Raw genomic sequence first — 13226 nt, 5'->3', positions numbered from 1 at the left:
TTAAAGGAGGAAATGTTCATGGGAAAATGTAATATTGATCATTCACTGGAGTCTGTAAAACAGAAGCTGCAGGATCAGAAACCCTATTTGCCAGGTGATCTGACAGAGGGACTGGAGTCGGGCCTGACGACAGAACTTTCACAAAAAGCGTTAAATGATGTGTTTCATTTGCTGAAAAAATATGATCTGGCAACTCAATCAGAGCGAGAGGAGCGCAATGAAAAGTTGGCTGAGTATGCAAGCTAGCTGTTAAAAGCATCTGCTAAGTCCTTTTTTTAATAGATAAAATAAAGAGCCGGTGATCATTTTTATGAGGTCAGCGGCTCTTTTGCATGTTTAGTTAAGATATTGTGTCGAGCAATTTGTATGCTTCTTCCTTAGATTCAGCTTCTAACAGTTGTTCCCGGAATGATTCGTCCATCAGACGTCTCGATAGCATTTGTAAGATTTTTAAATGGTCGTTTCCTTCACGTTCTTTTGGAACAGCGATCATGAAAATTAATTTTGCTCTTGTTCCGTCCATGCTGTTCCAGTCGACACCAGTGGATTGAATGCCAAATGCTACAGCTGGTTTTCTGACTGTGGATGATTTACCATGCGGAATGGCAATATTCATACCGAGCCCGGTGGTTCCCTCGGCTTCTCGAGCAAGCAATGTTTCCTTGTACGTGTCAGCTGACTCGATCACTCCAGATGCATTAAGCATCTTAATCAATTCATCCATGACCTCGTCACGGGTGGTTCCATTTAACCTCGTTTTAATCAGCTCAGGGGTAGTAATGTCTGTCAGTTTATGAATTTCAATCTCTTCTGTCTCTGTCTGTTGAATTGTTTCATCTGCTGAAGTGTTTTCCACAGCTGCATTTCCAGCGCTGGAGCTGACCATTGCAGGTTCAGAATCGACGTCTTTTTTCAATAGATTAACCATGATGGCGGTCACCAACACACCAACAAGCGCCGCAATGAAAAACATAACCACGTTGTCGACAGCACCAAGAATAGCTACAATTGGCCCACCGTGAGCAACACGATCACCTACACTGCCCATCATAGCAATAACCGAACCAGCCATAGATCCGACCACAATACTGGGGATAACCCGTAATGGATCCTGCGCAGCAAATGGGATAGCGCCTTCTGTAATGCCGAATAAACCCATCGTAAATGAAGCCTTACCTGTTTCACGTTCTGCAGGCTGATATTTACGTTTATTTAAAAATGTAGCTAGGCCCATACCGATTGGCGGGATACAAATCGCTACCGCAATAGGCCCCATAATTTCGTAATTACCTTCAGCGATCATGGCGGACCCAAACAAAAAGGCAACTTTATTAAATGGTCCACCCATATCAACAGCAATCATAGCACCTAAGATGAGAGCGAGTACGATGGAACTGGCGCCTTGCATGCCTTTCAGCCACTCTGTGAGTGCCTCAAATAATGATGCAACAGGGGCTCCAATGACAAAGCTGAATAATATACCAACGATCAATGTTCCTAGAATGGGTACGACAATAATTGGCATGATGGGCTGAACTGACTTTGGAACTTTGATTTTCTTAATAGCTAATACAACATAACCTGCCAGAAAACCAGCAATAATACCGCCTATGAACCCAGCGCCAGCTTCACTACCGTAGAAACTGCCGTTAGCAGCGATAAATCCGCCAATGACACCTGGTGCAAGACCGGGGCGATCAGCGATACTGACAGCAATAAACCCAGCGAGGATCGGTACCATAAAACTGAATGAAGCGGCACCAATGCTTTCAATGGTTTTCCAGAAGGAGTCTTCAGGAATCACAATTCCACCCGGAGTCTGCTTTCCACCTAACGTCAAGGCGATTGCAATCAGTAAACCACCGACGACGATAAAAGGAATCATGTACGACACGCCGTTCATTAAATGGCGGTAAATCGGATTTTCTTTTTCCTTCTTCTTTTGCTTAACAGCTTGAATTGTGTCATTTCCTGCATTATAAATGGGCACTTCATTTGTTTGTACCTTTTGAATCAGTTCTTCAGGTCTGCGGATGCCGTCTTGAACGCCGACAACGAGCAATTTTTTTCCGACAAAGCGTTCTTTGCTGACGTCTTTATCACTTGCGATGATAATCCCGTCTGCTTGACGAATGTCTTCGTCGGTTAAAGCATTTTCAACTCCGATCGATCCCTGTGTTTCTACTTTTATATCCACTCCAAGATCCTCACCGGCTTTTTGAAGGTTTTCAGCGGCCATATACGTATGGGCGATACCGACTGGACAGGCTGTAACTGCTAATATCTTTGTCATGAATACCCCTCCCTTATTGGTTATACCAAGTATAACCTTTGAAATCCGATTCAATATCCTAACTTTATACCGGAGTTGTGGTAATGCACGTATTAATCATAGTAACGATTCCAGATCTTCAAAAGTTGAAACCTGCGAAAGCGCGCTTGTTTTGCTGGGATCTTTGCTGATGGTTGAGAGGTGTTCAATCACATCTTTGGCCACCTGTTTATCTTCAGGGGCCAAAGCGATTAAAAAGGCAACCTTTACCAGCTCGTCACCCCATTCGATTGCTTCCGGTAACACCGCCATCGCTATAGAAGAACTTTTTACAAGATCAGGCTTTCCATGAGGAATAGCAATTCCGCCACCGATTCCAGTTGCTGATTCACGCTCCCTCATAAGGGTATTGTGAATAAAAGCGTGCTCAACAGAACCCTGTTTATACAATGAATTTGCCAGCATCTCAACGACTTCATATCTGTGAGTACGCTTAACGTTAGAAAACAAAAACCCATTTTTGATAAGTGATAGAAGCGCGGAATTATTATGTTTATAGGGAGCCGAATGTTGTCCTGTTACATTTAACCAAGTTTCCAACTTTTTTTTATCTTCTGGACCCAATAAAGGAGAGATAACGATGTGTGGTACAGAGAGCTGTTCAAGGTTTACCGTGGTTATTATTAAATCGACCTCGTGTTGCTGAATAAATTGTTTTACATCCATTTTACCTATAGTGTCGATGATCTTAATAGCAGGATAATGGTTAACAAGTTTAGCTCTTAACAAATTAGATATGCCAATTCCCAGGTGACAAACAATCACGGCACGATGAGTGGTTCGTGTTTTCTGGTTTAACCGTTCTACTGAAGCTTGAAAATGAAGAACAAGGTAGGCTGCCTCATCTTCCGGAATATGAAAATCTAGATCATTCAAATCTAAATTTTCTAAAGCAGTTTGCAACATTCTCAACATATAAGGATATAAGCGTTTGATTTCTTTTAGTAAGGGTTCATAATCGGAAAACCAAATTTAATGCGATGAATAGCAGAATGGAGATGAACCATTAAGCCTTCGTGTAAAACAGGATCTTTTTGAAAGTGGACTTGTGTGCTCTGATCCATATTGTAAATGAGATGATCAGTTAATTTTCTGGTGAAAGGATGGTGATATGGTTCGATTTGGTTTGTTCCTTTATATTTGATCTTGGCACTCAATAAATGAGCAGAGAAATATGTTTGTTCATTTTTTGGAAATGAAATATTAAGTTTGTACTTTAATCTGTCTAAAAACCAAGCAGTCATGTTAAAAGGCAATGATGCATATTCATCTTCATTTACTTTATATATATGCAAGGCGGAATGACTCTTGATGCGTTTGATCATAATGAGCGTATGAATTAACAGACTGTCAAAACCACCATCTGTAAATGCAATGCCAAAATGTTGCTGCAGATCCTTAAGTGTCTTTCGAACAAGTGTGATCTCATTCTGCGGAAAAAGGGCAAGAACCGGACTGCGACTATCTGAATCCTCAGAGGTGAGTGAAGATAAATTGGCAAGGGCGTTTCGTTTATTAAGTTCATCACCAGATATTGTGCTGCCGACGCGTTGTTTCGATTCCAATGTAAGATGAAACGCTGTAAGCCAATTCTTTATTTGATTCAGATCGTCTTTTATAATAGTTTTATTGGTGTAATATTTTTGGGCTAGAGTAGACAAGGTCAAAGGCATGGGCGATGAAAGAAGCTGATAAGCAATTTCCACCACACGTTCTCGCTCTGAAGTTTGATTAATGCTCAATAAATTTTGAAACACTTCACTTTTAAAAGCTTCATCAATTTGCAAAGAAATGCCCGTTCCTGGTTTGCGTAATAATGTAATGTGATCATTAGTGCTATAAGATTGTTCAATGATAGATAAGTCGTTACGAATTGTTTTTTCTGAGCAGTGCAGTTGTTCTGCAAGATCTTTTATATGAAAAAACATATCTGATTTGGTCAGCAAAATGTGCAACAACTTTTTCTGCCTGTCATTCATTTCACCCACATCCTTTGTGAATACTATAACATAACAAAATATAATCAACACCACAAAATTAGATGTGTTTTGTTGCAAAATGAGAAGGGAAGCGTTTATAGTATGCTAAAAAAGGAGCGTTATAGCATGAAAACAATTAAACTGGGAAAAAGCAGGCTGGAAACGAGCAAAATAGCTTTGGGTTGTATGCGGATGAATGAGTTGACTCGAGTTGAGGCTTCAGGTGTGATTGTCAATGCCCTTGAAAACGGTATAGATCTATTTGATCATGCCGATATTTACGGAGACGGTCATTCCGAAGCGATTTTTGGAGATGCGATCAATCTGAGCGATGACCGGCGTGAAACGATTAAATTGCAAACGAAATGCGGAATTCGTGATGGGTTCTTTGACTTTTCAAAGGAGCATATTATTGAATCGGTGGAAGGAAGTTTGCGTCGGCTGAAAACCGACTATATTGATACCCTCCTTTTGCATCGACCGGACACCTTGATGGAACCTGAGGAAGTCGCAGAAGCTTTTGCGATATTGCAAGGCAGTGGAAAAGTCCGTTATTTTGGGGTGAGCAACCAGAATCCCCTGCAAATGGAATTGCTGCAAAAATATTTAAAAGACGATTTAATTGTGAATCAGCTTCAGTTGAGCCTTGTCCATACGCCTATGATTGACGCTGGATTTAATGTCAATATGCATAATGATCCTGCAGTGGTCCGCGATGGAGGGGTATTGGAGTATTGCCGCTTAAATGACATTACGATTCAGGCGTGGTCACCCTTTCAGCACGGCATGATTGAAGGACCTTTTATCGGAAATCCGGATTTTCCACAAGTGAATCGAAAGCTTGAAGAGATGGCTGAAGAAAAAAGAGTAAGTCCAACAACGATGGCCATTGCCTGGATTTTGCGTCATCCTGCAACCATCCAGCCTGTGGTGGGAACGATGAATCAGGAACGGCTAACCCAGATTGCCAAAGCTTCAGATGTCCAACTGACACGGAAAGAATGGTACGAGCTGTACAGAGCAGCAGGTAATGAACTGCCTTAAATTTAAAGTCTGGGTACCATTAATGAATAGTAGGGTAGAACTTGAAACACAAAATCTTTCGTTCAGGGAGGTTTTGTGTTTTTGTTTTAGCGTGCTTTTATGCGTTTTTCCGATATATGGGGTGAATTCGCCGATATATGCATCAAAAACGCCGATATAGGTTCCAAAATTTCCGATATCCGAGGCAGAATTTCCGATATAACCAATCATTCTCAAACAAAAGAGCCAGACACCAGGGTGTTTCGCCCAGGGGTCTGGCCTCGGTTTTGAGGTGGTGTGTTATTTAAATAGGTTTAAGAAACGTTGCCAGATGCTTTGGTTGTCGTCGTCATCGTTTGCATCAGGTGTTTCAGCTTCAGGCATTTCAATGCTTTCGGTTTGGAGGACAAATTGGACAACACCGATCTGGTCGTTTTTATCTGAAACGAATGAAACGGGATCAAAATCGGAGTAATCGAATTCGTCAAGCATCTCCTGGATTTCAGACTCAAATTCACTCGGGAGATCTGCTGTTTCTTCTTTGAGCTCTTTTGAACCGCTTTGCAATTCGCTAGCGCCCTGATCTACAGAGCTGAGTCCGTTCGAAAGCGACTGAATGCCGTTGTCCAGTTCCTTATAGTTGGCATTTAAGGACTTCACGCCATCTGTGTAAGAAACGATACCGGAATGCAGGTTACTGTATTCATTGGCCAAAGTGGCAATGCCTTGCTGCAGCTGGTCAAGCTGATCGAGCTGATCCATTTGGCTTAAGCCGGCTTCAATCTGGTCAGCGGTTTGATTGAGTTGGGTAACCATTTCATTCAATCCGCCGGAAACTTCATCCAAAGTCTGTGGGACAGCGTTAAATGCTTGTTTTACCCCAGGTCGATCTTGGGTACCATGATAAACACCTTTAACTTCTTGAGCTTTCTTATATGCTTGAACGAGCTTTTTAACTGTTTTCTTGTTCTCGCTCCCTTTCTCTACATTGTTTAAAAGTCTATCAATTTCATCGGGGTTAATTTCAGGAATCTGGTTAATCGTACCTTTTAAAGTATCATGAGCACCTTTAAATCCTTCCTTCAATTCCCCAAGCCCAACGGCTGACTCATTCAAAGCGCCAGCTAGCTTTCGCAACCCCTCTGGCAAGGCTTGTAACTCACTTAAATCGGGCGTCTCGAAATTTCCAGAGAGGCGTTCATTAATCCCGTTCAATCCTTTTTGAATTTCCCGTGACCCGCTTATCAAGTCCCCAGATCTTTGACTCAGCTCGGCAAGTCCGCCTCGGAAATCACTGGATCCGGAGCTTAAATCGGCTGCACCGGCATTCAAATCGGAAATGCCGCCATTCAATTCAGCAACCCCGTTATGCAGTTCGGCAACAGCATCTGCCAGGGTTTGCATGTCACTGGTTAACGCACCATAATCCGGATCTTCAATTGCGATGTTAGCAGGAAGGGCATTGAGTTCAATGGGTTTCAGCTCGAATTCGGTTACATCTGCGGAAATGATCAGGACATCTTCTTTTTCCGGGAGCACGGTGAATGTAACCTGCTGATTCTTACCGGCGTTTGCAATCGTTCCTTTGGGTGCCTGCACGTTTTTAAATTTAGCCGGATCGATTGTGACGCTGATCTGCTGCAAATAATGGTTGAAAAACACGGGATCAACGGATTCGTTTTGCTTCGTTTCAATTTGGATTTGCAGATGGCCATTTTTGCCGGCAAGGTTTTCGGGTGCTATTTTCTCCCCGTCGAGTGTATAGGTGATGGATAAATTCCAGGGCAACGGCTGATTCTTAAGTTCGCCCTGGTAATAAAATTCGTCGCTGTCGGTCTCGAATACGACTTTATGATTTGACGGCATTTTGATGTCTTCTAAATTGGTCAGGTTGCGTACGTCGGTATAGGGGCCAAAGTCGGTTAACTGACCTTGTTTTTCCACGTGAAAAGTGTTGACGACATACATGCTTTTTGTTTGGCCGTCTGAACGAAGGGTGCCATAGACGGTCTCATCCTTGGAATCGATGATGCCCTCAGAGCCGGTGTCTTTTTCTTTTGCAAACGTCCCGGCGGGTAAAAGCCCAAACAAGAGCAGGAAGCTGCACAGTACGGCGAAAGCAGTTCTAAATGTTTGTTTTTGCATACGATCACTTCCTTTTATAAAAATTGGGGCGCCAAGTTGTTTTTTCGATCGGTTTGTCGAATACAACGAGCAGTGCCGGCAGAAAAATCACGACCATTGTAAAGGCGAGAAGCGTTCCGCGGCCGAGCAGGATCCCGATGGAAGAGATAATCGGGTCTGTCGATGTGAGCCACATGATAAAGCCAACACTGGACAGAATCGATGCGGACACCCCAATGGAAAAGATTTTCTCGTTAATGGTTTTCTTAATGGCTTCGAATTTCGGCATCTCCTGGCGATTGTTCATATAGTCTTCTGTAAAAAGTATGGCATAGTCCACAGTGGCCGCCAGTTGGACGATGCTGATGATCAGATAACCGATATAGACGAGCGGCTCATTCGTGAAATAAGGCACAGCTAGGTTCATCCATACAGCGGTTTGGATGGTCAGGATCAGAACGAGCGGCATGGACAAGGATTTGAATGTAATCAGTAAGACGGCGGCGATCGCTACAACAGTCAGGACGTTGACGAGTTTATTGTCTTCCTGAACCACTTGTTTCATGTCATATAAGGTGAAGCTTTCGCCAGTGGCATAGTAGTCATCACCATAATAGTTTGCAGCGACTTCTTTCACGTCCTCCACAAGGGCAAAGGCTGCATCGCCTTCCGTATCTGTTGTCGTATTTAAAATAATTCTGCTGTAATGCTCTGAGAAAAATTGTTCCCGGGCGGATTCTTCCAAGTACTCCGGTGGTATCCCTGTACCGACAGCGCCCGTGTAGTCAACGGTGCTTTTGACATATTTCAGCTCACTGAGCTCATCCACGAACTGTTCCTGGCGGGCAAGGTCGCCTTTGTCCACGAGCAGTACGATCGGTGTATATTTGCCAAACGCGTCTTTAATCGCATTTTCATCTTGACCGGCGCGTGTGTTGTCCGGGTTATCCCCCATGCCGTAAATGAAGTTGGTTTCATTTTGTGCAAGAAAAGCCGGCACGATAATGAGTGCCACAAGCAGAAGCGCAGGAATACGCAGCTTCGTAACGAATTTTCCAATCGGATACCGGTTAGGCAGCCACTGTTTGTGATGGGTTTTATCAATCCACTTGTAGCTGATTAGCGTTAGAGCAGGCAGAAAGACCATGACACTCAAGAAACTGAGCAGAATCCCTTTGACCAGGTTCAGCCCGAGATCTGCCCCGATTTCAAAATCCATAAACGTCAGGGCCAGAAAACCGAAAAAGGTTGTCGAAGCACTTGCTGTTACTGCCGGGAAAGACCGTTTCATCGCACGTTTCATTGCTTTTTCCGGCGAATCTGTTTTTCGGTAATCGTCAAAACTATGAAGCAGGAATATGGCGTAGTCCAGTGAAACCGCGAGCTGGAGAATCGGCGCGACAGATTGAGAAATAAATGAGATTTCTCCAATGAAAATATTGGTTCCAAGGTTAATGAGCACAGAGATTCCGATGGCAGTCAGGAATAGGACCGGCTCAAACCAGGACCGTGTTGACAAAAGCAGAATTAAAATAACGACAGGGATGAGAATGGCTGCCGCATTGAATGTTTCCTGTCCAGTTTTTTGTTGAGAGATCGCTGTGTTTAGAGCGTCTCCCGCCATGGCATTGTCCTTGCCGATCACGTCATAAATGGCTTCGGTGGCTGGGACTTCTTTGCCCTCCTCAATTTCCAGGGTGAACAGGGCTTTGTCATTCTTATAATACGTTTCCACTGTTTCCTGATCAGCGACTTCAAGAGGCGTTCTGATATCTATGGCATCGTCCAGCCAAGAGACGTCATTCACTCCATCGATTGCCGCTATGTCTTCTTTAAAAGCAAGGGCTTCTTGGACGGACACATCCTGTACCATGACTCGAGTGTTGGCAACTGCAGAGTCAAATTCTTCTTCCATGACATCCATCGCAGTTGTTGATGGGGCATTTTCCGGTAAATAATCGACCATGCTGTAATTGACCGGCACCCAGAACTGTACGATGGCACCGATCACGGCCAGTAGAATAAATATGGTCATAATTGATTTTTTGAATTTGAGAATTGGTGATGTAATATCTATCGGTGGTCATCCTTTCCAGAGGCAACTAGGTGTATCACATGATATATACGATCGTGTTAGAATCATAAGTACTATTTTAATGTTTAAAAGCTTGACTTGCAATTATGCCGCTGGATTGTCGATAAATTGTTGTTTTTGGTATGATAGGTAGAAAGAAAGGGTGGAAGTGATGAAATGTATTACAGTGAAACAACCTGGCGGGACAGATCAGCTGCAGGTGTCCGAGCAGCCTGTGCCTGAGCCTGGTTCTGACGAAATATTAATTCATGTACAGGCAACCGCCGTAAACCGGACAGACATTTTGAATAGAGAAAATACAGGCGGCTACGCAACGACACCGATTCTTGGTGTTGAAGTCGCAGGTGTGGTTGAAAAGGCAGGTGCAAATGTTAAGGTCGAGCCGGGCACACGGGTGATGGGGCTTGTGAACGGCGGGGGTTATGCGGAATATGCGGTGATGCCTGCGGGAAGGGCGATGATCATCCCGGAGGAATTAACATTTGAAGAAGCCGCTGCCATTCCGGAAGTCTTCTTAACAGCATACCAGACCCTGTTTTGGCTTGGTGAATTGAAACGGGAAGAGACCGTGCTGATTCATGCGGGCGGCAGCGGGGTAGGAACCGCAGCCATTCAGCTCGCCAAACAATTAAGAGCGGCCAGAGTCATCACAACAGCAGGGAAAGCAGAAAAATTGGATATGACCCGATCGCTCGGGGCTGATGTCTGTATCAATTATAAAGAGGAGGCATTTGATGAAGCCGTCAAGCAGGTGACAGATCATGAGGGCGTCAATGTCATTCTCGACTTTATCGGAGCTTCGTATTGGGAGAAAAACCTGAACAGCATGGCTGTTGATGGCAGATGGGTATTGATTGGAATGCTTGGCGGGGCCATGGTGGAACACGTGGATTTAAGTCAGCTCATGGCAAAACGCATCCATCTTAAAGGCACCTTGCTGACACCAAGATCAGATGCCTACAAAGCAGCTCTCGCCCAAGCCTTTTCAAAAGACGCGCTCCCATTGTTCTCAACCGGAAAGCTCAAACCCATCGTTGACCGTGTGTTCCCACTGGACGAGATCGCCGCCGCCCACCAACACATGGAAAACAACCAAAACATCGGCAAAATCATCCTCCATGTCTAACCCGCACGCGAACAGAGACGCGAACGGTGCCTGTCACTTCCCGAATTTTGTCGAATTGGAAGGGTTGGAGTGCGGTTGAAACAATTACTGGTATTCGTTGAAACGTTGGTGGTGGCGCTCGTTGGCGTGGCTGTTTTCACATGGGTCAACATTCCGCTGCCGTGGTTAATTGGCTCATTGACTGCAACCGCCGTTTGGCACGTCACGACACAAAGAAAATTATTTTGGCCGGTAAAATTTCGCGTCATCGCGATGATGTTGCTCGGTTATTTAACAGGGTCTTCATTTACCGAAGAAGCTTTCCTGGAAATGCGGGATCACATTCCATCGATGATTGTTATAACGATCGTCACTGTCGCCTTCAGTTTACTACTTGGATGGATGTTCTCCCGCCTGACAGGTCTGGATCTGACCAGCTGTCTGATGGGAAGTGTCCCGGGCGGACTTTCCCAGATCATGCTTCTGCTTGACGAGATTAAGAGTGTTAACCCAACGATTATTATGTTTTTGCAAAGTATGCGCGTCATGATGATCGTCATTATTGTTCCAATTATAACGGTATTTATGTTCGGTGCAGACACCAACACTGCAACACCTGACAATACAGCTTCAGCCACTTTATGGAGCGACATGCCATGGTTTGCCTTCATTGTGTATCCTGCTATGATGATTGTGGCTGCCTGGCTTCTCAACAGGCTCCGTGTTCCAACGTCCATCTTGCTTGGACCAATGATCCTGACCATTATTCTAACGCTTGGCGGCTATCCGACGCCTGCACTTCCAGGAAGTCTTGTAAATCTGGCACAGCTGTTTATTGGTGTGCATATTGGACTTGAAATGCAGCCGCGGCATTTACCCAATTGGAAAAGAACGAGTGCCTATACGGCTTTGACAGTAGGTGTGCTGGTGTTGTTCGGGATCGGTATCGGATACGGTCTAACCTTTTTTTACGATATTGGGTACCCAACAGCACTCTTGAGTACAGCGCCTGGGGGAATGGTGGAAATGGGCATTACCGCTATTGCAGTTGGCGGGGATTTGTCAGTCGTGACAAGCTATCAGCTGTTCAGATTGCTATCGATTATGCTCGTTATCCCATTTTTCTTCAAATGGCTGACTCAAAGACGATATGAAAGTTAAATAGTTTCAGAGAGAGGATGTTTGGTTTGATAAAATCTATAGATATGAATGAACTCGTAAAAGCTTTGGAAAACATTATGGCGGCGGAGCGTGTGTCGGTGAACGAAACCTTGTTGGATCAGCACGGCTCTGATGAGTCTTACCATAAAAGTCATGCGCCCGATGTTGTGGTGTATCCGGAAAACACAGAAGAGGTCAGTGCGGTGATGAAACTCGCAAACGAACATGAGATTCCGGTGGTACCGTTTGGGTATGGCTCAAGTCTGGAAGGGAGTGTCATTCCATATCAAGGCGGGATCACCATTGACTTTGCGAATATGGATCAAATCCTTGAGGTGCGGGAAGATGACTTTCTCGTTCGGGTACAGCCCGGCGTGACACGTTCTAAGCTTGATAAGGAATTAAAGCGATATGGCATGTTTTTCACAGTAGATCCGGGAGCCGATGCAACCCTTGGTGGAATGGCTGCTACCAATGCAAGTGGCACAACATCTGTAAAATACGGGATTATGCGTGACCAGGTGCGTGAACTGGAAGTGGTATTGGCAGATGGAACGATTACCAGATCAGGAAGCCTGGCGCGAAAATCTTCATCCGGCTATGACCTGAATGGCTTATTTGTCGGATCAGAAGGAACGCTCGGCTGCTTCACGGAGTTGACATTAAGTGTCACAGGGATCCCGGAATACATAATGGCAGCCCGTGCGGAATTTGAAACGGTAGACGATGCTGTGAACGCTGTGATCGGTATTCTGCAAGCGGGCATCCCGGTCGCCAGGGTTGAATTGGTGGATGAAGTGGCCATTAAACAGATGAACGTATATAGCGAAACAACGTACGCAGAAGTGCCAACCCTATTTCTGGAATTGCATGGAAACGAGGCAGGACTCAATCAGGATGTTGAATTTATGAAAGAGATTGTGGAAGATATGAACAGCATGAACATTGAATTTGAATCCGATACAGCCGGACGCAACAAACTGTGGGAAGCCAGACATCACGCAGCGTACGCGTTTATTCATAACCACCCTGGCAGACAGCAGATGGTGACAGATGTATGTGTGCCCATTTCTGAGCTTGCCGGTGCGGTGAAGGATGCACGTGGAGCCATCGAAGAATCCGGGCTTTCTGGGGGCATTGTCGGGCATGTCGGCGACGGCAATTATCACATCCTGCTGATGCTCGACCCGGAAGATGCTGCTGAAGTGGAACAAGCCGATCAGGTTAACGAACGCATTGTACATTATGCCCTCGCCCGCGGCGGAACGTGCACAGGTGAGCACGGTGTTGGCACAGGGAAAAAGAAATACCAGGAAGAAGAGCACGGAAACGCCCTGCAGCTGATGCGAAACATTAAACAAGCATTTGACCCAAAAAACATCTTGAACCCTGGGAAAATTTTATAAT

8 protein-coding genes and 1 pseudogene are annotated in these 13226 nt (G+C 44.8%); 5 read left to right on the top strand and 4 right to left on the bottom strand.

Features of this window, described 5'->3' with window-relative positions; translation table 11 throughout:
• Positions 1-18 precede the first annotated feature (18 nt).
• Complete coding sequence (locus JNUCC1_RS03135) at positions 19-246, top strand: group-specific protein (RefSeq protein ID WP_156644011.1); 228 nt, start codon at positions 19-21, stop codon at positions 244-246.
• Positions 247-340: 94 nt separating this feature from the next.
• Here the strand turns inward: JNUCC1_RS03135 and JNUCC1_RS03130 are convergent, their stop codons facing one another.
• Positions 341-2293, bottom strand: a complete 1953-nt coding sequence (locus JNUCC1_RS03130; RefSeq protein WP_156644009.1) for a PTS fructose transporter subunit IIABC — start codon at positions 2291-2293, stop codon at positions 341-343.
• Between the two features lie 96 nt (positions 2294-2389).
• Positions 2390-4290: pseudogene (locus JNUCC1_RS19440) on the bottom strand (BglG family transcription antiterminator); the annotation flags it as partial.
• Between the two features lie 147 nt (positions 4291-4437).
• Between JNUCC1_RS19440 and JNUCC1_RS03115 the strand changes: the two are divergent.
• A complete protein-coding gene (locus JNUCC1_RS03115; RefSeq protein WP_156644006.1) occupies positions 4438-5355 on the top strand; it encodes an aldo/keto reductase in 918 nt (305 codons plus the stop codon).
• 279 nt (positions 5356-5634) lie between these two features.
• Here the strand turns inward: JNUCC1_RS03115 and JNUCC1_RS03110 are convergent, their stop codons facing one another.
• Together JNUCC1_RS03110 and JNUCC1_RS03105 are read right to left on the bottom strand one after the other, a co-directional pair.
• Entirely contained in the window at positions 5635-7479 is a 1845-nt protein-coding gene (locus JNUCC1_RS03110; protein ID WP_156644004.1) for a YhgE/Pip domain-containing protein, read from the bottom strand.
• A gap of 4 nt (positions 7480-7483) precedes the next feature.
• The gene (locus JNUCC1_RS03105; RefSeq protein WP_156644002.1) at positions 7484-9493 is read right to left on the bottom strand and encodes an efflux RND transporter permease subunit; all 2010 of its coding nucleotides are present in this window, start codon (positions 9491-9493) and stop codon (positions 7484-7486) included.
• A 211-nt stretch (positions 9494-9704) separates the two neighbouring features.
• Between JNUCC1_RS03105 and JNUCC1_RS03100 the strand changes: the two genes are divergently transcribed.
• The 3 genes from JNUCC1_RS03100 (at position 9705) to JNUCC1_RS03090 (ending at position 13225) form a co-directional block, all read left to right on the top strand.
• Positions 9705-10679 carry an NAD(P)H-quinone oxidoreductase gene (locus JNUCC1_RS03100; RefSeq protein WP_156644000.1) on the top strand — a complete coding sequence of 325 codons (975 nt, stop codon included), beginning with the start codon at positions 9705-9707 and terminating at the stop codon, positions 10677-10679.
• A gap of 75 nt (positions 10680-10754) precedes the next feature.
• Positions 10755-11819 (top strand): AbrB family transcriptional regulator, encoded by a 1065-nt coding sequence (locus tag JNUCC1_RS03095; protein ID WP_197431607.1) that lies wholly within the window; start codon positions 10755-10757, stop codon positions 11817-11819.
• Between the two features lie 44 nt (positions 11820-11863).
• A complete protein-coding gene (locus JNUCC1_RS03090; RefSeq protein WP_197431606.1) occupies positions 11864-13225 on the top strand; it encodes an FAD-binding oxidoreductase in 1362 nt (453 codons plus the stop codon).
• Position 13226: the final 1 nt, after the last annotated feature.

The sequence above is a fragment of the Lentibacillus sp. JNUCC-1 genome (assembly GCF_009741735.1).
Lineage (GTDB): Bacteria > Bacillota > Bacilli > Bacillales > Amphibacillaceae > Lentibacillus_B.
Note: the sequence above shows the minus strand (reverse complement) of the source record. Positions and strands in the feature narration are given on the sequence as shown.

Bases quoted from the DNA above. Each gene is read 5' to 3' on its own strand.
- JNUCC1_RS03135 (WP_156644011.1), top strand. From the start codon at position 19: ATGGGAAAATGTAATATTGATCATTCACTGGAGTCTGTAAAACAGAAG.
- JNUCC1_RS03130 (WP_156644009.1), bottom strand. From the start codon at position 2,293: ATGACAAAGATATTAGCAGTTACAGCCTGTCCAGTCGGTATCGCCCAT.
- JNUCC1_RS03115 (WP_156644006.1), top strand. From the start codon at position 4,438: ATGAAAACAATTAAACTGGGAAAAAGCAGGCTGGAAACGAGCAAAATA.
- JNUCC1_RS03110 (WP_156644004.1), bottom strand. From the start codon at position 7,479: ATGCAAAAACAAACATTTAGAACTGCTTTCGCCGTACTGTGCAGCTTC.
- JNUCC1_RS03105 (WP_156644002.1), bottom strand. From the start codon at position 9,493: ATGACCATATTTATTCTACTGGCCGTGATCGGTGCCATCGTACAGTTC.
- JNUCC1_RS03100 (WP_156644000.1), top strand. From the start codon at position 9,705: ATGAAATGTATTACAGTGAAACAACCTGGCGGGACAGATCAGCTGCAG.
- JNUCC1_RS03090 (WP_197431606.1), top strand. From the start codon at position 11,864: ATGAATGAACTCGTAAAAGCTTTGGAAAACATTATGGCGGCGGAGCGT.